The sequence below is a fragment of the Mariniblastus fucicola genome, from assembly GCF_008087665.1.
GTDB classification, from domain to species: domain Bacteria; phylum Planctomycetota; class Planctomycetia; order Pirellulales; family Pirellulaceae; genus Mariniblastus; species Mariniblastus fucicola.
This window is the reverse complement of record NZ_CP042912.1, coordinates 5222866-5241332: the sequence shown is the minus strand read 5'-3', so window position 1 is coordinate 5241332 and position 18467 is coordinate 5222866. Positions and strand designations below refer to the sequence as shown.

Here is an 18467-nt window from a genome sequence, read left to right as displayed (position 1 = left end):
CAAAAGCTGCCTCCAATAATTAACTTCATTTTCTCACCGTCGCGAGAGGAACATGGCTCAGTCTGATCCCGCAAAACACAACCGAAAAGCCTGGGATTCGCTGGTCTCAAAAGGCAATCGCTGGACGGTGCCGGTCACAGGCGAACAAATCGCCGCCGCAAAGGCCGGTGACTGGAAAATTGTGCTCACGCCTGAAAAGCCAGTTCCCGACGATTGGCTGAAGCCGGTCGCAGGCAAGAAGATTCTCTGTCTGGCCGGAGGCGGCGGACAACAGGCTCCGATCCTTGCGGCTGCCGGAGCCGAAGTTACGACGCTGGACAATAGCCCGAGCCAACTGGAGCAGGATCGATTGGTGGCAAGTCGTGAAGGCCTGGCGATTGAAACGGTGCTCGGCGACATGCGTGACTTGTCGGCTTTTGAAAACGAATCATTCGATGTGATCGTGAACCCATGCTCGAACTCGTTTGTCCCTGACGTGAATCCGGTTTGGAAAGAGTGCCATCGAGTCCTGAAGCCTGGCGGTTCGCTGATGGTCGGCTTCATCAATCCGCTCACGCACATTTTCGATTACGAAAAAATGGAAGCCGGCGACCTGGAAGTCCGTCACAAAATTCCCTACAGCGATTACGATTTGCCGGAAGCAGAACGACAGGCGTTGATCGATCAGGACGAACCGTTGTGGTTTGGGCATTCTCTCGAAGATCAAATTGGCGGCCAGATCGAAGCTGGTTTTGTGATCACGGGTTTCTACGAAGATCGCTGGCCGGAACTCGCAGCGTTGTCGGATCGTATTAACTTGCTGATTGCGACTCGAGCGCTCAAGGTGGCATAGGATTCCAGCCTGTGATCGAAATGGTCATCTGGCGGAAGTCTTTGCGAAAATGTTTCTGCTGTGACCAGGCCGTGGGGCCAATTTAATATTGAACCATGCAAATGACAGGCTGGAAGCCTATCCCACCTTTGGTAACCGACCTTACAACGACAACCATTATGCAAACCGGGGCGACCGAAACCAAACTGACTCAGAGCCAATGGCAGCGTCTCGCGGACGACTATGCCAACGAGGTCAGTCAGTGGACGGTCCCGTTTCGACAACGTCGTCGCAAAGGCAAATCGCATCCGGTCGATGACTTTCTGTTTGTCTACTATCGCTACTCTTCCGGGCAGTTGGAACACTGGCATCCGGGAGCCAACGTGCGACTCGAATGTCCGGGTGGCGTACCGAATCACTTTTCGGATCGTCACTATCGGAAGGAAAGCGAAATCGTTTTCGCTGATCCGACCTTGATGGATGAGAAGTCGTTTCAGCGGCTCAGGTGGACGGCGGAACTGTTGCGTCAAACTGAATCGCGGAAAGGGAATTTCTCCTGTCTGGGATTGCACGAGTGGGCGATGGTTTACCGCGGGCATGAAGTTCGTCACGAGAAAACGACGCCACTGCGATTGCCGCAAGCCGAGATCGATGCGATCGTTGAATCGCGTCCGTTGACGTGCACTCATTTTGATGCGTTTCGGTTTTACGCGATCGATGCCAAGCCTCTCAACAGGATTGAGCCGACGCTGGAGTCTCGCCCGGATCTGGAACAGCCCGGCTGCATTCACGCCAACATGGATTTGTACAAATGGGCTTTCAAAGCCATGCCCTGGATCGGAAGCGAGTTTTTGCTTCGCTGTTTTCGGCTGGCTCTGTTTGCTCGCGAGATCGACATGCGAGCCAGTCCTTACGATCTGTCGAGCTATGGCGACTACGAACCGATCCTGATCGAGACCGCCCAGGGACGTGCCCAATACGAGCAGGCTCAGCGTGAAGTCGCAGATCGTGCGGCACCTTTGCGATCCGAACTGGCTGATCGAATTGAATCACTCGTTGCACTCGCCAATCGTTAATCCGGAACACTTGCCACGGTTGGAATCCAGTTCGACGTTTGACTCTGACAAACAAAACTCATGACTGACATCGTTGACGCCAAAACACGCTCCCGCATGATGTCAGGCATCGGCACTGCCAATACGAAGCCGGAGGTCATCGTGCGAAAGTTGTTGTTTGCTCACGGTTTCCGCTACCGGCTTCATCGCAAAGACCTGCCGGGCAAGCCGGATATTGTTCTGCCTAAATACGAAGTCGCCGTGTTCGTGCACGGTTGTTTCTGGCATTGTCACGAGTGCCATTTGTTCAAATGGCCCAAGTCCAACGCTGCGTTTTGGAGGAAGAAAATCCTCGGCAATCGCGAACGCGACGCGCGCAACGTTCAGGAACTGCGAAAGCTTGGCTGGCACGTGATGACCGTCTGGGAATGTGCCGTGCGTTCCCGCAGCGAAAAACAGCTGAACTCATTGGCCAATCGAATGAGCAACTGGATCGAAGCGGATAGTTCGCGGCGACGATCCAAAAATTTTCCCTGACTTCAACGAAAGATTCTCGTGAGGTCGAGTTCGAATTTCAGTTCGCCTGCTGAAAAAACGGCGGTGTCTTTTACGATAGCCGAAGTGTCATTTTGAAAGTCATTGACTTCGAGGGTCTGATCATCGGTGTCGACGATCAGATAAACCAGAACACCTTCGTCTTTGTAAATCCGCCGCTTCGAACCGACGTCCAGCTTTCGGGTAGATGCAGAAAGCACTTCCACAGCGACGATTGGGGGTTTTCCAGATGACGCTCGGGTTGCTCGCCACAAACGACCATCACGTCCGGACGCACAACGGTTTCGTCAGAAACGATCCAATCCAGCCCGGCATACGATTCGCATTCGAAGTCAGCTTCTTCGATCGCATTGCCAATACAAAGTGAAATCCTGGAAACGGCACGTTCATGCGGTCCAAACGGAGAAGGGTTCATCGAAATCGCAATGCCTTCTACCAACTGCCAATCACCTTCCCAGTGCTGGTAATCGTCCACCGTGTATCGCGGGATGTATTTCTCTGCTGAAGACATGCTTGAATTGTAGGCCGGAATTTTTCAGAGGTTTCAAAATTGCCGCAGTTAAAGGCGCGAAGCTCGCAAAGTAAAGCATGAATTCTTTGCGCCGTCGCGCCTTTGCGTGAGGTTCTTTCCGATCTGTGATCTTTGACTTACGCCTGGTCTTCAAACAGGGGCGTCGACAGATACCTTTCGCCCAAGCTGCACGCAATCGTCACGATTCGCTTGCCGTGGAATTCAGGTCGAGCCGCGATTTGAGCCGCAGCACACATGTTTGCTCCGCTGCTGATTCCGGCAACGATGCCTTCTTCCTTGGCCAGACGACGACCCCATTCGAATGCTTCTTCGTTCTCAACCGTGATCGTTCCGTCGAGCAAAGAAGTATCCAGGTTCTTGGGCACGAAGCCTGCCCCGATACCCTGGATCTTGTGAGGACCCGGCGAGCCGCCTCCGATGACCGGCGAACCAGCGGGTTCAACGGCGAAAGCTTTGAAGTCCGGATTCAGTTTTTTAATAAATCGAGCCACACCGGTGATCGTTCCGCCAGTTCCGACTCCCGCGACGATGGCATCGATATTGTGAGCACTGTCTTCCCAGATTTCAGGCCCCGTGGTGGCCTCGTGAATTGCAGGGTTGGCGGGGTTTTCAAACTGCTGCGGCATCCAGGCTTTCGCATCACCGGCGACGATTTCCTCTGCCTTGCGGATGGCTCCCGGGATACCCTCGCTGGCCGGAGTCAGCACCAGGTTCGCGCCCATGGCTTTCAAAAGCGCACGTCGCTCGACCGACATCGATTCGGGCATCGTCAGCGTCAGCTTGTAGCCCTTGGCCGCACAAACGAACGCTAACGCAATTCCCGTGTTGCCGCTCGTCGGCTCAACCACATGCGTGTCCGGCTTGATGGTGCCGTCGGCTTCTCCTGCGTTAATCATCGCCGCGCCCAATCGATCTTTGACGCTGTTGAGCGGCTGGAAGAACTCACACTTGGCGAAAACAGTACCGTGCTCAGCCGGAATCAGGCGGTTGATCTGGATCATGGGTGTGTTGCCGATAGCAGCAACCGCGTTCTCAAAAGTCTGGCCTCGTGGCATCGCGAAATCTCCGGGTCAAAGTGAGTTTGTCAGACCGCGGATTGTAAGTGAATTTGATAGAATCTGAAATGCAGCCTCCATTGAACACCCTCGATGAAGGCAGCCATTTCCCAGAAAGAGTTTTCAAATGTCGGACACTCCCAACCCGTTCAAAACGCCTGAAAACGCTGCCGATGTTCACGCAGAACCGGAAGCCACCAACTACGACCTACGTGGAATGCTGATCCTGATTGCGGTATCCGTAGCGTTGGTCGCGTTCGAGACTTTCGTCAATGGGCTGAGCGTGACTCTTGTTTTCGTGCCGCCGATTCTGTTCTTTGCCGTCGCGTTCTGGTCAGTTTTCGCTGGGATGAGAGCAACAAACAAGTCGCAAGGTCTGCGAATCGGCTTGAGTTTGCTCGCCGGGATTGTTGCAGTTCCATGTTGCCAGTGCCTGCTGATGTTCACTTGCATTCCGGCCACTACGGCGATCGGTTCGGGCTTCGATCTTCACAACGGAGTGACAAGCGAAATGGGTTTCACAGCCGTTTCATCGCTTTTGTTGGCAGGCATCGCGCTGCTGGCTCTGTTCCTCGTCTATCTACTGCCACAGAGTTTGCGTCGCAGCAACAAGGCGGCCGTCGAGTACAAAAGCCAAAGGGTTTCTGATAAAAGCGTTTCAGGCAAAAACGTATCTGAAAATCCGATTGAATGAAGTGAGCGCAGCCGCCGACGTCGTCCTTCCAGCCGCAGTCCTGTCACAAGACTGCGGCTGAAGCTCGCGGGCGACAATCCGAAAGTGCTAATTAGCCTTGAGGCTGTTGCGTGCCTGGACAAACTTTCCCGCAGCGATGGCGACTTCATCGGTCAAGTAGCCTTCGAAATGACTCAAGTGTTTGTCGTCGCCCGACTGGATCAATAGATGAGGCATCTCCTGAATAGCTGGTTGACGGCAAAGCGGTACTCGCGGCGGGATGTAGTTCCGGATGTCTCTCAACTCCTTTTCGAATACTTGCCATGACTTTCGAAACTCCTGCTCGGCGCGAGCATAGCCGATCGCGAGGTCATGCGATGTCGAGTTGCTTTCAAGATACAGCGGGGCAACAAACGAACGGCTGACTTCGAACGGTTCGCTCCATAGACCAATGACTTTACGTTTGCCAATTCCACGGCACTCCACCTTCAGCATCCCATTCCGCCATTCCTTCGGAACTCGAAACGCCAAAATCAGATCATGACTTCCTTCAAGCGTCTGCGTTTTGGAAGGATGGAATCGAAAGAATGCCCCTGTGCCACGATCGATTGTTCCGCTGGCCACAAGCACATCGTGTTGCGGAATTTCCTGATAGCTTTTTCGTTCCGAATTACTGCTGCCAAGATCGGACGAGAGGTTGATCGACGCCAGATCCACGGGAGTTCCTGTCAGGCTTGAGTCGATGCCAAAGCTTTGGCTTTCGTTTTTCTCAACCGTCAACAGGCCTTTGATTGCAGTCGCGGTTTGAGTCCGTGGGCCGTAGTCAAATATCGGGTAGACACCCTGATTCCAACTGACATCAAAACGGAATTCGTTAACGTTGCCTCGAAGCTTGGGTGCGATGGCCGTCGACACCGGCAGGATGACTTCGATGATTTTGGTTTCTTCAAACGGGGACGGAAGAATTTCTCTGGCTCCAACGACTGCCGGGACGTCAAACTCAATCGATTTGTCCTGGGCAGAGCAGACGGTGGTCGTCAAAAGGCAGCAAAGTGTGACAGCAATCTGGGTTCGGTTAGCGGAAAACATCGTGGCTCCTTGAAGTTCAATTCACACGGCAGATCCATCCGCCAAAAACATCGGCTCCTTCCTGGAGTGTTCAACGTCCTGTGCTGACCAGACTTCCCGCCCGGTCATGTGAAGAATCTACGAGGTGATGAACAGGAAGTTCGTGGCAAGCGATTTTTTGTAAGAACTACAAGCTTGTGTGCATGCACGTGCATCGAAGCAGAGAGGCGAAGGCCAAAGTTGCACGGTGGTTTTCGCTGTGAGGGAGTTATGAACATGGTGGAGGCCACATTGCCATAATTGAAACAGATCAATCACAGGCTGGAAGCCGATGCCACCGAACGGTACGTGGTGGAGACCAACGTGTTGCTATGTTCTATGTGAAATAGATCAGCAGGAATCCGCCGAGCAGAACTGCGGCCCAGAAAGCCATCGTGCTGGTCGCCCATGGACGGCCGAATACGCCGCGTTCGTTGAAGAACTTGCCCATCGTCGCAATAGCGCCGCCGATTCCGGCAACTGCCAGCGAACGCCAAGCCGCGTCAAGTTTGTGATAGACCTTGCCTATTCCTTCCAGGCCCGTCGGGATGAAGCGGCGGTAGATCCAGTCCGTGTCCAGATTCGTGGAACGCTTCTCAGCCGGATAGAGTTTCGTCTGCATTAAAAACACAAACGCCAGCACCGCAAACATTAATAACTGCAATTGCATTACCACGTGCGGCGCCGTGTAGGGCTTGTACGGTTCGGCATGCGAATGTCCTTCATGGTCGACATGATGAGTCACCGGTTCCGATGGAAGCAAGTCGTAGAGATACCAGTAGAAGACGCCGGCTCCAATGCACAACGCCGCCGCCATGCCCATCGCGATCAGCATGTTCAGTGGAGCTTCCTTGACGCGTTTGCCGCTGTCGTGAGCGAAGAAGGCAAAGAAAGGAATCTTGATGCCGGAGTGTTCCATCACGCCCGCTGAAGCGATCAACAAAACGATCCACACCCAGAACATGTGCTCTTCGCCAGCCGCCGTGATGATCATGGACTTGGACACGAAACCCGAAAGTAATGGAAAGCCTGAGATCGATCCGGCGCCGATCAAACAGAAGCCCGTCGTCCACGGCATCGACTTGTGCAGCCCGCCAAGCTCGGTGGCTTTCGTTGTGCCGACTCGATACAGAACCGCACCCATCGACATAAACAGGAGTGCTTTGTAGATGATGTGGCAAAACGCGTGAGCGGCTGCTCCGTTGATCGCCAGTTCGGTTCCGATGCCAATGCCGACAACCATAAATCCCAGTTGGTTGTTGAGGCTGTACGCCAGCACGCGGCGAAGATCATTTTCGATGACGGCGAACACGATCGGAAACAACGTCATCGCGCAGCCGATATAAATCAGCTCGTCAGTGCCTGCGAATCCACGAGCCAACGCGTAGATTGCGAGCTTCGTCGTGAACGCACTCAGGAACACCGTACCTGTAACTGAAGCCTGCGGGTATGCGTCCTGCAGCCAGTTGTGAAGCAGCGGGAACGCGGCCTTGATGCCGAACGCCAGCAAGATCAGTTGAGCGCCCGGACTGAGATCCCACAGCGAACCGCCATCACCGAAGGCTTCGAACATCAGGCTGCCGTCTTGCGAGTATTCGAGGATCGCGCCCGAAAGCAGCAGCACGCCGGAGATCACCTGAATGATCAGATAGCGCATCCCGGATTTGTAGGCCCCCTTCCCTTCCCCGGCCCAAACCAACACAACGCTGGATACCGCGGTTAGTTCCCAGAACACGAACAGCGTAACGAGGTCGCCGGCGCAGGCCGCAGCAATCGCTCCGCCGGCATAGATCATTGCGGCGATGTGTTGTTTGGTGTCTTCCAAATGCAACGCATAAATCGACGCCATGATCGCGGCGAGGTGGAAGATGACTCCGAAGATCCGGCTGAGCGAATCGATGCGCACCATGTTCAATGTGTTGCCGAAGAATTCGACGTTGCCGTAGCTGCCGTCCGGCGTGAACCAGAACAACAACAGGCTCACAACAGAGAGCACGAGTGCGCCGATTGCGGGAAGTTTGTTGCCAAGCTTTGCCAGGAAAGGCAGCAGCAAGGCACCGAGCATCATGATCGTGCCCGGCGGGAGATTTCTGAGGCTATCCATCGTAGTAGTCCTCATCCCGTTCAATGATCAGTCGCAAACCCATGCCCAGAAAAACGATGACGACGAAGGCCACGAATCCGAACATGGCCTGAAAGCCAAAGATGTTTTCGTACTTTGGAAAGTGTGCGTGATCGTTCTCGAAAGTGAACTCCGCGAGCAGCAGTCCGATACAAACCACAATCAGTCCGATGATCATCAGCCGAAGGTTGGCTTTCTTTTCGAACCACGATGGGTCGGAGGGAGTTTTGTGATCTTGATCTTCCATTAGGTTCCCATCCGCCTTTCGTTTGCCGTGGCATTGGTAGATGGCGAGCTGAAGGTGCCTGGATTGTGGAAGGGCGGAAACGCAGTCGCCTGCGGCTTGCCGTTGAACGAACTAGTGCGCTGGCGAAACGCCTGCGGCTTGGCGTTGGGCAAGTTGTTGCTCCGGCGAGTCGAGTTCGACATGGTCGAAGTACTGCATAGATCGATCATGGCGTCACCTCGGTGACAACTTCCGTGATCGGTAGCAGCACGTCGTAAATGGGCTGGGCAAAGAAAAACAGCAACACGCTTCCAACCGCTGTCATGCACAACGGCACCACGCACATCATCGGCGCTTCATGGAACTTCTGCGGTTCCTCGCCCTTGGGCGTCATGAAAGCTTGAATCGGGATCGGGACAAGGTAAGCAATATTCAACAGCGAGCTGATCATTAGCGTGGCCAACAAAAAGTACATGCCGCGATCGGCAGTTCCAACGGCCAGGAACCATTTGCTCCACGCGCCTCCGCCCGGCGGCAAGCCGATGATGCTGATGCTGGCCAGCAGAAACGCACCGAACGTGAACGGCATGGCCCGACCGAGTCCTCGCATGTCGCTGATGTTTGATTTGTGGGCACCGACGTAGATCGCTCCGGCACAAAAGAACAGGGTGATTTTTCCGACCGCGTGCATCGCGATATGCATGCCGCTACCGATGATGCTGGCTTGTGTTGCCAGAGCCGCGCCGAGCGTGATGTAAGCCAATTGGCTGATCGTGGAATACGCCAATCGAGCCTTCAGGTTGTCCTTCGTCATCGCGACCAGCGACCCGATCAGGATTGAGGCTCCCGCCACATAGCACAGCCATTCGCTGATGCCGGATTCACGAACCAGGTCAAAGCCGAAGATGTAAACCACGATTTTCAGCACACTAAACACGCCGACTTTAACAACCGCCACGGCGTGCAGCAGAGCACTGACCGGAGTCGGAGCCACCATCGCGGCAGGAAGCCAGCGGTGAAACGGCATCAATGCTGCTTTCCCGATTCCGTACGCGAACAGGCCCAGCAGGACGGCCAGTCCCAGCGTTTCGATTTGCCGGCCGCGATACGGAAGGCTCAGGATGCCGCCTGGCGTAAAGTCCAGCGTTCCGGCGAGGTGCCAGGTCCAAACGATCGCCAGCATGAAAAACGCAACCGAAGTTGAAAGCAGAATCCCAAGGTAGACTCGTCCGCCAGCACGAGCTTTTTCGTCGCCGTGATGCGTGACCAGGGGATAGGTCGAAATCGTCATGACTTCGTAAGCCACAAACAGGGTGAACAGGTTGCCAGAAAACGCAGCAGCCAACGCCGCGAAAATCGCAATCGCGAAACAGCAAAAGAACCGCGTCTGGTTGATTTCGTGATGACCGCGCATGTAGCCGATCGCATAAATCGTGGTCAGGATCCACAGCCCCGAAGCGATCAGTGCGAACGCCATCCCCAGCGGCTCAACCGTGAACGAAATCGAGAACCCGGGCATCATCTCACCGATCAAAACCGTCGGTCGTGCTCCGGCGAAGACGTGCGAGGCCAGCAAACAGCAAACGGTAAACGTCGCAACAGCCGCAGCAATCGAGCCAGTCTCACGCACATCCGGGAGCTTCCCAAAAATCGCAACCCAGGCTACCGCGAGCAACGGAATGCCCATCGCGATCAGAATCATGTTCTCAGGAGTCATACTGCGGCTCCTTCGGTGGTATGGACTTGGATCCTGTCGGTGGCATAGGCTTCCAGCCTGTGATTCATGCTGCTTTCTTTGCCGTTCGCGATACTCGTCAATGCAGTCACACGCTCAGCGCCCGTGCCACCGTTGCGGGAAATCAATCTCATTTCACACCTCCCGCAAACAGAAACTCAGCCGCATGCTGAGCCATCCCGGCAGACCAATCCGTCCAAACGCCGAATACAATCGTCGCTCCAATCACAACATAGAGCGGGATCAACATCGACATCGGGGCTTCCTCGGCTTTCGTCGCCGACTCCGACGGTTCGGCAAAATACAACGCCTCGACGACTCGCCAAACATAAACCAGAGCCAACAGCGAACTCACCAGCATCAACGCTGCCACAGGCCAACGCCCGGCTTCAAAAGAACTCGTCAACAACAGCCACTTACTGATAAAGCCAGCCGTCAAAGGGACGCCGATCAAGCCAAGTCCTCCAATCGCGAACGCCAGCGAAGTCCACGGCATCGTCTTCGCAGCGCCGCGGAGATCGACCAGCTTCACCGATCCGATTCGCAGCGCGAAACAACCCATCGCCATGAACAGTCCGCCTTTGATCAACGCGTGATTGAACATGTGCACAATCGTCGCGGTCAGTCCGCCGACGCTTACCAGGCCGATGCCCAACAGCATGTAACCGATTTGTCCGATACTTGAATACGCCAACAGTCGCTTCACGTTGTCCTGATAGATCGCCGCCGTCGAAGCCACAAAGATCCCGGTCAGCGCCATCGCCAGCAGCGCGTTGTCGAGGTGTTGCGTTTGAAACGCGAACTCAGGCGTGAAGATCCCAAAGATCAATCGAATAAAGGCGTAAACAGAAACCTTGGTCGCCGTCGCGGCAATGAAAGCCGTGACGACGGAAGGAGCGTAGGTGTAAGCGTTCGGCAACCAGGTGTGCAGCGGAAACAGAGCCATCTTGATGAACAGCCCGATCGTCATGAACGCAAACGCAACGGTCAGCGTGCGTCCGCCGTTTTCGACATCCAGTCGCCCTGCGATGTCAGCCATGTTGAGCGTGCCGGTCATCTGATAAAGCAGCCCGATTCCGATCAGGAAAAACGTGGCTCCGATGGTTCCCAGAATCAGATACTGCAGCGCCGCCAACGGTGCCCGTCGTGACTTACCCAGCGAAATCAACGCGTAGGAAGAAAGCGAACTGATTTCCAGGAACACGAACACGTTGAACAGGTCGCCCGTGATGCACATGCCCATCAGGCCCGTCATGCACAGCAGGTACGTGGCGTAAAACAGATAGTGTTTCGAGTGTGGGATCTCTTTGTCGATCGAGGGCTTGCCGTACGTCAGCACAATCGCGGCCAAAGCCGAAACGAACATCAGCACAAATCCGCTCAGCCCGTCGATGACCAATTCGATCCCGTAAGGCGGATTCCAGTTGCCGATTTCGTAGTGAATCGGGCCGGTTTGTATGACCTGAAAAAGGCAAGCCAGCGAAATTGCGAACGTGCACCACGTGACGATCAGCGCAATCACATAGCTGAGCTGCCGGCCTCCCAGCAGCACGCAGAGCGGCGCCGAGAAGAGCGGAATCACGATCATCAGGATCGGAAGTTGAGAAGCGAAGTCGATCACGCGGCACGATCCAGTTCGAGAATTTCGTCTTCTTCGATCGTTCCGTACGCTTCACGAATGCGAATCGTAAGCGCCAGCGCCAACGCCGTCGTCGCGATGCCAACCACGATCGCCGTCAGCATCAGAACGCTTGGCAACGGATTGGAGTAAATGATCTCCGAAGCCTGATTGGCGGCTTCGGCATGCCCCTGAGCAGCGTCTTCGAATCCGGCCAGCTGAACGGTTGAATCTGTGTGCTCGTAACTGGTCGGGATCTGGTCAATGACCGCGTGGCCATGTTCGACGGCATCGTTGTGAATTTCTTCGTGGCCGTGATCGTCGTGTCCGTGGCCTGAATCCAGCGGCATGATCGGCGCGGTCCCGCCACGGACTTTTCCCATCGTCACGTACAGCAGCACGACCGAAGTTTGGAAAATGTTCAGGCCGATGATCGTTTTGATCAGATTGCCGCGGGCGATAACAATATAGAAACCGGTCATCATCAAACAGATAACAATCCAGTAGTTGTACAAACCGAGCACATGATCGAATGTGAACTGAGCAATCATTCTGCCACCGGCTCCCTTCCTGCGAACGCATAAAAGATGATCGTCATGACCGCGGTGACTGTGATGCCGACACCAAGCTCGACCAGAAAGATTCCGAGGTGTTGCCCGGAAAGCGGTCCAAGCCACGAGATGTTGTGGTTGAGCGATTCGTAATCCAAAAAGTTGGCCTGTGAGGCTTCGCCGTGGCCATTGCCTTTCGCAATCAGCATCGTTGCCACGCCGGTTCCAGCGTAAATCAACAAACCCAACGCGATCAGTTTTTCGACGACTCGAACCGGAGCCACACGCTGTGCGGCTGGCAATCCAAACACCAGGCCGTACAAAATAATCGCCGACGCAAAGATGACTCCAGCCTGGAATCCTCCACCTGGACCGAAGTCGCCGTGGAACTGAACGTAGAGTGCAAACAGCAAGATGTAAGGGATGATGAGCTTGGTGATCACCCGGATGATCGGGAACGAATTCATGACTTGCGATCCTCCTGATCCCCGTTTTTCCGCAAGATCAACAACACTGCGATGCCCGCCGTGAAAATCACCGCGGTCTCGCCCAGCGTGTCATAACCGCGATAGCTGGCCAGCACGGAAGTCACTACGTTTGGCAAACCGTGCATGTCCTGTTTCGATTTTTCGACAAACGACGGGTTCGGATAAGTCTGAATCGGCGCGTCGGGAGCACCGTAGGCTGGCATGTCCAGCGTGCCGTAGATCAACGCGGCTCCCGTGATGCCAACGACCAGCAGCGGGACGACCGCGACCTTCGACGGCTTCTCTTTCTTTCCCGTCAGCGCCAACGTGCTGAGCATCAGAAACGTCGAGATCCCTGCTCCGACAGCGGCTTCGGTGAACGCAACGTCCGGTGCATCCAGGATCAACATCCAGCTCGCGCCAAGGAAGCTGAAGATCCCGGTAAACATGACCGCCGCCCACAAATCACGAATCCGCGCGACCGCGAACGCAGTCATGGCGAGCAGCGCGAGGATTGGAATGACGATGAAAATCATGGGTTGGATTCAGTGCAGTTTTGGATTGCAGTTAGTTGTTACAGTTCGATTCGTAGGTGTTGATGTCGAGTTCCGGTTTGACTCCCTGAGACAACGCCGACCGAGCCAACGCGTGGCAGGAACTTGGGCTGCTGATCGTCAAAAAGAACAGGATCATCAACAGCTTTGCCAAAATGAACGGGCTGCTGATCTGGAAGCACAGCCCCAGCAAAATCAGCCCTGCGCCGAGCGTATCGGTGATGCCGCCGCCGTGCAGTCGCGAGAAAAATTCGGGCAAGCGGACGATTCCGATTCCTCCAACGATCGAGAAAAACGAACCGGCAATCAGAAAAGCCCATGAAATGATTTCGAGGACGATCATGCGGACACCTCGGTGCTTTCGGATTCCGTTTCGCCGAAGTAGCCCAGCTGTGAAAATCTCAGCAACGCCACCATGCCGATGAAGTTCATCAAACTGTAAAGCAGCGCCACATCAATAAAGTCCTGCCGTCCGGTGAGGAAGCTGACGACGCAAATCAGCAACACCGTCTTCGTCCCGAACATGTTCAATGCCAGGACTCGATCAAAAACCGTCGGCCCCAGCATCGCACGGATGAGAGCCAGCGTCATCGTGACCAAAATGGACAGCGAACAGGCAACGTAGCCATAATGCATAAATCCCGATTCCATCAGCTCGCCTCGCTGTCAGAATTCGGGTTCTGGTGGATCGGGACTTTGCTGCCTTCCAAACGGCAGACTCGGCGATCCATTTCGCCGGAAAGATCTTCTTCGGCTCCTTCGAACGACAACGCGTGAACCAGAATGCGATCGTTTTCCATTTGCACCGATACGGTCCCGGGAGTCAGCGTGATCGAATTCGCAAGGATGACTCGCCCGAGCGCCGTTTTCTGATTCGCGCCGACTTCGATCATGTTTCGCTTCAGCTTCATATCCGACGAAAGGATCGTTTTCGTGACTTCGATATTCGAGACCACGATCTCTTTCGCCAGCCACGGCATGTACGAAGTGAATGGACGAATCCCGAGTTCCGCCGGGGCGCCTTCTTCGTCAACAATCCCCATTCGCCGCGCAATCCACAGACACAGCAAAACCGAAAGGCCTCCAATGATCAGCAAGTGCGGTTCATTGTGGCCCGACCAGAGATACCAGACTGCTGCCATCGCGATGCCGAGAGTCAGCGTGTATTTCATGGGACGTGCGGGGTGAGGAGGGTGTCGTGAACGGGCAGTATATCGATGAGCCTGGAAACCAAAAAGGCGAGGTAGCTAAACGGTGTGGTGCCGCGCTTACCCAGTTTGAAATGGAGGCTGGCGGTTGGCAGATTTGCGATTTACATATAGGAGGGCACGCAGGCAGACGCCGGCGGGAACGATTTCAATGTGACTTCGTCCTGCCCGTCTGAAGAAATTAAGAGGCTTTTGCAAAACAGCAGATCCGATTTCCATCTCGCGAGCCAAAGCCAACCAGTCAAAATGACCATTCGGATAACAGTGCCGTTTGTCGCCAGATGAGGGTTGCCATTTTGCCGGCGGTATTCCTGGCAAGGGTTCTTTTGTCGCGATCTGCGTTATCCTGTTGGTTTCGAAACCTGATGAGAATCGACAAATGGAATACAAACTGACAACTCCGGATGAAACGCGAATCGGTTGGGTTGGCACCGGCGTGATGGGATTGAGCATGTGCCGCAACCTGATGGAAGCTGGTTATCAAGCCACGATCTTCTCACGAACCAAAGCGAAAGCCCAAACTTTGCTCGACGCGGGTGCGACCTGGGCGGATTCACCGAGGGAAGTCGCCGAAGCGTCTGACGTTAGCTTTGCGATCGTCGGCATGCCCGAAGACGTTCACAGCGTTTTCCTGGGCGATGAAGGTTTGCTCGCTGGCGCGTCTGCCGGCAGCATCGTCGTGGATATGACAACCAGCAAGCCCGAGTTGGCGGTGCGAATCGACGAAGCCGCGAAAGCTAAATCCGTTGCGGCGATTGACGCGCCCGTTTCAGGAGGCGATGTCGGCGCGAAGAGCGGCGCGCTCTCTATTATGATCGGCGGCGAAGCAGATGCGGTCGCTGCGGTCCAACCGCTTTTCGATGTGATGGGCAAAACGGTTGTCCATCAGGGCCCGGCCGGTTCCGGCCAGCACACCAAAATGGTTAACCAGATTTTGGTCGCCGCAGGAATGTTGGGCGTCTGCGAGTCGCTGCTTTACGCGCTCAAATCGGGCTTGGATTTGCAGACCGTGTTGAAGTCCGTTAGCAGTGGCGCTGCAGGAAGTTGGGCGCTTTCGAACCTTGGCCCGCGGATCATCGAAGGCAATTTCGATCCTGGCTTTTTCGTCGAGCACTTCGTAAAGGATTTGAACATTGCGTTTGAGGAGTCCAGCCGAATGGGATTGAAGCTCCGCGGCCTGGAACTTGCCCGCGAGTTGTACATCGAATTGGAAAAAGCTGGCTTTGGCAAAGACGGCACGCAAGCGTTGCAGAAAACGTTGGCCCGGGATTCAGGTTTCGAATGGCCCAGCTAGTGGCCTGCGGATCTGAGCTGACTGGCTCAACGGGGGCGATGCTTTCGCAATCTGCCTCTTCTCTATCCGGACGCTGGTCCGACTCTATGCCGCAACACAATCGCCAGCAAATCGCTCTTCTCTTTCTCCATCGCCCAATTCGAAACGGGCAAGTATCCATCCGCGTCAAACAGTGACAGCTGCACCGTTCCCGTGGCAGGATGCTGGGGCCACGATTTGATCCGGGAAAAGAAAATGACTTGTCGTGCGAATTCTGTTTTCTCGATCGCCGATTCGTTAACCACGACTTTGCACCGAACTCCCATTAGGCATCCAAACGCCGTCACACCTGTGAAAACTGCAAACGCTAACGCAGCAATTGGATCGTAGGAGGTAGAAACCAATCCGGCGATTTGGAACGGCGCACCAATCAACATCGCCGTGATGGCTGTTAACACAACGCCGCAGGGAACCATGATCGCAAGCGCCGAAGGAGAAGTCCTGAACACCAACGGCAATTGTGGCATCGCAGGTAAGTCTCTGGTTTCGCCGACGTGAGCGGCGATGAACGTCGGTTCAGCCGACGTGGGCGAGGCATACGGGTTGTGTTCGGATTCCATGGTGCAATGTTCGTGAGGAGAGACACCAATGTCAAATCGCAGTTTCGCCGCGGCGTGCTATGATGGCGGCATGGAATGGAAGGCAAAAATTGAAGATGGCTTGCGCAAGGTCAGCCAGCAACTGTTCGATCAGCGAAATGCGAACGGACACTGGACGGGCGAGTTATCGTCTTCGGCTCTCGCCACTGCCACGGCTGTCACGGCGATCGCATTTTATCTGGAAGCCACTGGCGTCGAGGATCAGGAGCTTCAACAGCAAGTCGACGCCGGGATTTCGTGGCTGGTTGGGCAGCAAAACGAAGACGGTGGATTTGGCGATACACCACTTAGCCACTCGAATATTTCGACTGCGATGCTGGCCGTTGCGTCCTTGCACGCCTGTGGCAAGGCCGAGCAGTTCACCGCGGAGATCGAGCGAGCTCAGGCCTACATCGACTCCAAAGGCGGGATCGCTGGCTTGCGTACGCGGTATGGAAACGACAAAACATTCGCCGTTCCAATTTTGGCTCACTGTGCGATGGCCGGTATCTTGCCGTGGCGTGAAGTCTCCGCCCTGCCCTTCGAGGCGGCTTGCGTGCCACAGCGTTTTTACAACCTGATGCAACTACCCGTGGTTAGCTACGCGATTCCTGCGCTGGTGGCGATCGGTCAGGCAAAATTCGTTAACGATCCGCCTTGGGATCCCGTGCGAAAGACGATTCGCAGGTTGTGCGTTGAGCCGAGTCTCCGAGTGCTTGAGCGGATGCAGCCGGAGAGCGGCGGGTTTTTGGAGGCCGTACCGCTGACGAGTTTCGTGGCGATGGCGTTGGTGAAGTGTGGGCGAGAAAGTCATCCGGTTGTTGAGGCCGGTGTTGAGTTTTTGCGTGAGTCGTTTCGCCCTAGCCGTGGTTGCGGCTTCCAGCCGCAATCGTTTGGTGGAGAGAGTGGCCGGTTGCCGTTGGATGCTGGGGTCGATGTGCGGTCGGAACAAGCCATTCGTAGCGAGGGCTTTCAGTCGTTGAAGTCGCACGGCAACCCGGATGATGTGACGGCTGGAAGCCGTCGCTACGACGAACGCGAGGACATGCAAATTGCTGCGGCTGGAAGCCGCAACCACGAACAGGGCACGTGGCCGATCGATACCAACCTCGCCACTTGGGGCACGACGCTCACCGTCAACGCGTTGGCCAACGATGTGGATTACTTTCGCGAGCAACTCTCCGCGAACAAGCAAACCTGGAAGAAATGCGTTGACTGGATTCTCGGCTGTCAGACAAAAAACAAACATCCCTTCACTGGCGCACAACCTGGCGGCTTTGGCTGGACTGATCTTTCCGGTTCCGTTCCCGACGCGGACGATACGCCAGGAGCCCTGATCGCACTGCGGCACTTCCATGACCATGCAGATTTGTGGTGCGAGCCCGACGAACTTTCTACCATGCGTGCTGAAATCGAAAACTCGGCTCGAGCCGCCGTTCAATGGCTGCTCGATCTGCAAAACCGCGATTCCGGCTTTCCAACATTCTGCACGGGTTGGGGAAAGCTGCCGTTTGATCGTAGCGGATCCGATATTACAGCCCACTCGATTCGGGGTCTGATTGCGTGGCAAGATAAATTTTCTGACCCGAAGATTCAGAAGTCGATTGACCGCGGATTCCGCTATTTGTCGAAACAACAGCGGCCGGATGGCAACTGGTTGCCGCTCTGGTTTGGGAACCAGGACACAGAAGACGAAATAAATCCGTGGTACGGGACGGCAAAAGTGCTCCTGGCGTACCGGGATGCGAATTTGTTCGATACCGAGCCCGCCAGAATTGGTTTAGAATGGATCGCTGGAAGTCAGAACGAAGACGGTGGCTGGGGCGGCGGAAAGTCGCTCGATTGGCCGACGCTTCATCGGACTTTCAGGTCGGAGCATTCGAAACCGGGAGACTTTGGCGTTCTCGGCACCAGTTCGGTCGAAGAGACCGCGTTGTGTACCGAGACTTTGCTTCACGGAGTCGAATGCGATGGGTTGGATCAGCAAACTCGCCAGCGGCTGAAAATTCACGCCACGCGCGGGGTTCAATGGTTGCTGGATTCGATCGATCTGGATTGTGTTTCAGTCCACTGGCCGATCGGATTTTACTTCGCCAAACTTTGGTACTACGAGAAAATGTATCCGCTGGTTTTTGCGACCGGCGCGTTGGCGAAAGCTTTGAAGACGATTAGCGACTCGCCACAAAACGATATCAATCAACTGCACGAACGAGACAATCCTGGTGGCACCCGAAGAAACATCTGTTGCTGAAAAGAAACCGCGGCGCTCGCGCAGACGCAAGACGGC

General features: G+C 55.0%; 20 protein-coding genes and 1 pseudogene. 6 read left to right on the top strand and 15 right to left on the bottom strand.

Annotated features, from left to right (window positions below; all coding sequences use genetic code 11):
- Positions 1-52 precede the first annotated feature (52 nt).
- The 3 genes from MFFC18_RS19645 (at position 53) to MFFC18_RS19635 (ending at position 2403) form a co-directional block, all read left to right on the top strand.
- On the top strand, positions 53-832 hold the full coding sequence (locus tag MFFC18_RS19645) for a class I SAM-dependent methyltransferase (protein ID WP_075083521.1): 780 nt from the start codon (positions 53-55) through the stop codon (positions 830-832).
- A 95-nt stretch (positions 833-927) separates the two neighbouring features.
- A complete protein-coding gene (locus tag MFFC18_RS19640) occupies positions 928-1887 on the top strand; it encodes a hypothetical protein (protein ID WP_202907518.1) in 960 nt (319 codons plus the stop codon).
- A 60-nt stretch (positions 1888-1947) separates the two neighbouring features.
- Positions 1948-2403 (top strand): very short patch repair endonuclease, encoded by a 456-nt coding sequence (locus tag MFFC18_RS19635; protein ID WP_075083519.1) that lies wholly within the window; start codon positions 1948-1950, stop codon positions 2401-2403.
- A gap of 2 nt (positions 2404-2405) precedes the next feature.
- Here MFFC18_RS19635 and MFFC18_RS19630 read toward each other — a convergent pair.
- Both MFFC18_RS19630 and cysK read right to left on the bottom strand, forming a co-directional pair.
- A pseudogene (locus MFFC18_RS19630) lies at positions 2406-2836 on the bottom strand (Uma2 family endonuclease).
- A gap of 233 nt (positions 2837-3069) precedes the next feature.
- Positions 3070-4008: a cysteine synthase A gene (gene cysK, locus MFFC18_RS19625; protein WP_075083516.1), complete on the bottom strand. Its 939-nt coding sequence runs from the start codon at positions 4006-4008 to the stop codon at positions 3070-3072.
- A gap of 127 nt (positions 4009-4135) precedes the next feature.
- On the opposite strand from cysK, the gene MFFC18_RS19620 reads away from it, so the two are divergent.
- Positions 4136-4702 (top strand): hypothetical protein, encoded by a 567-nt coding sequence (locus tag MFFC18_RS19620; protein WP_075083515.1) that lies wholly within the window; start codon positions 4136-4138, stop codon positions 4700-4702.
- 87 nt (positions 4703-4789) lie between these two features.
- On the opposite strand, the gene MFFC18_RS19615 is transcribed toward MFFC18_RS19620, so the two are convergent.
- The 12 genes from MFFC18_RS19615 to MFFC18_RS19565 form a co-directional block, all read right to left on the bottom strand.
- The gene (locus tag MFFC18_RS19615) at positions 4790-5770 is read right to left on the bottom strand and encodes a hypothetical protein (protein ID WP_075083514.1); all 981 of its coding nucleotides are present in this window, start codon (positions 5768-5770) and stop codon (positions 4790-4792) included.
- Between the two features lie 355 nt (positions 5771-6125).
- Positions 6126-7892: a Na(+)/H(+) antiporter subunit D gene (locus MFFC18_RS19610; RefSeq protein ID WP_075083513.1), complete on the bottom strand. Its 1767-nt coding sequence runs from the start codon at positions 7890-7892 to the stop codon at positions 6126-6128.
- Positions 7885-8157: a hypothetical protein gene (locus MFFC18_RS19605; protein WP_238381210.1), complete on the bottom strand. Its 273-nt coding sequence runs from the start codon at positions 8155-8157 to the stop codon at positions 7885-7887. The genes MFFC18_RS19610 and MFFC18_RS19605 overlap by 8 nt, the downstream gene beginning before the upstream one ends.
- Positions 8158-8362: 205 nt before the next feature.
- Positions 8363-9853 (bottom strand): proton-conducting transporter transmembrane domain-containing protein, encoded by a 1491-nt coding sequence (locus MFFC18_RS19600; RefSeq protein ID WP_075083511.1) that lies wholly within the window; start codon positions 9851-9853, stop codon positions 8363-8365.
- Entirely contained in the window at positions 9850-10005 is a 156-nt protein-coding gene (locus MFFC18_RS25080) for a hypothetical protein (RefSeq protein WP_157665089.1), read from the bottom strand. The genes MFFC18_RS19600 and MFFC18_RS25080 overlap by 4 nt, the downstream gene beginning before the upstream one ends.
- Positions 10002-11492 carry a monovalent cation/H+ antiporter subunit D family protein gene (locus MFFC18_RS19595; RefSeq protein ID WP_075083510.1) on the bottom strand — a complete coding sequence of 497 codons (1491 nt, stop codon included), beginning with the start codon at positions 11490-11492 and terminating at the stop codon, positions 10002-10004. The genes MFFC18_RS25080 and MFFC18_RS19595 overlap by 4 nt, the downstream gene beginning before the upstream one ends.
- A complete protein-coding gene (locus MFFC18_RS19590) occupies positions 11489-12040 on the bottom strand; it encodes a sodium:proton antiporter (RefSeq protein WP_075083509.1) in 552 nt (183 codons plus the stop codon). Before MFFC18_RS19590 ends, MFFC18_RS19595 begins: the two co-directional genes overlap by 4 nt.
- Positions 12037-12507, bottom strand: coding sequence for a Na(+)/H(+) antiporter subunit B (locus tag MFFC18_RS19585; RefSeq protein WP_075083508.1), 471 nt, complete (start codon positions 12505-12507; stop codon positions 12037-12039). Before MFFC18_RS19585 ends, MFFC18_RS19590 begins: the two co-directional genes overlap by 4 nt.
- On the bottom strand, positions 12504-13043 hold the full coding sequence (locus MFFC18_RS19580; protein ID WP_075083507.1) for a DUF4040 domain-containing protein: 540 nt from the start codon (positions 13041-13043) through the stop codon (positions 12504-12506). Before MFFC18_RS19580 ends, MFFC18_RS19585 begins: the two co-directional genes overlap by 4 nt.
- Before the next feature lie 31 nt (positions 13044-13074).
- Complete coding sequence (gene mnhG / locus MFFC18_RS19575; RefSeq protein ID WP_075083506.1) at positions 13075-13404, bottom strand: monovalent cation/H(+) antiporter subunit G; 330 nt, start codon at positions 13402-13404, stop codon at positions 13075-13077.
- A complete protein-coding gene (locus tag MFFC18_RS19570; RefSeq protein WP_087149618.1) occupies positions 13401-13712 on the bottom strand; it encodes a monovalent cation/H+ antiporter complex subunit F in 312 nt (103 codons plus the stop codon). Before MFFC18_RS19570 ends, mnhG begins: the two co-directional genes overlap by 4 nt.
- A complete protein-coding gene (locus MFFC18_RS19565; protein WP_075083505.1) occupies positions 13712-14233 on the bottom strand; it encodes a Na+/H+ antiporter subunit E in 522 nt (173 codons plus the stop codon). Before MFFC18_RS19565 ends, MFFC18_RS19570 begins: the two co-directional genes overlap by 1 nt.
- Before the next feature lie 415 nt (positions 14234-14648).
- Between MFFC18_RS19565 and MFFC18_RS19560 the strand changes: the two genes are divergently transcribed.
- Positions 14649-15563 carry an NAD(P)-dependent oxidoreductase gene (locus tag MFFC18_RS19560; protein WP_075083586.1) on the top strand — a complete coding sequence of 305 codons (915 nt, stop codon included), beginning with the start codon at positions 14649-14651 and terminating at the stop codon, positions 15561-15563.
- A 62-nt stretch (positions 15564-15625) separates the two neighbouring features.
- Here MFFC18_RS19560 and MFFC18_RS19555 read toward each other — a convergent pair whose 3' ends face one another.
- Entirely contained in the window at positions 15626-16162 is a 537-nt protein-coding gene (locus MFFC18_RS19555; protein WP_075083503.1) for a hypothetical protein, read from the bottom strand.
- Between the two features lie 28 nt (positions 16163-16190).
- On the opposite strand from MFFC18_RS19555, the gene MFFC18_RS19550 reads away from it, so the two are divergent.
- Positions 16191-18431, top strand: coding sequence for a prenyltransferase/squalene oxidase repeat-containing protein (locus tag MFFC18_RS19550; protein WP_075083502.1), 2241 nt, complete (start codon positions 16191-16193; stop codon positions 18429-18431).
- Positions 18432-18467 lie beyond the last annotated feature (36 nt).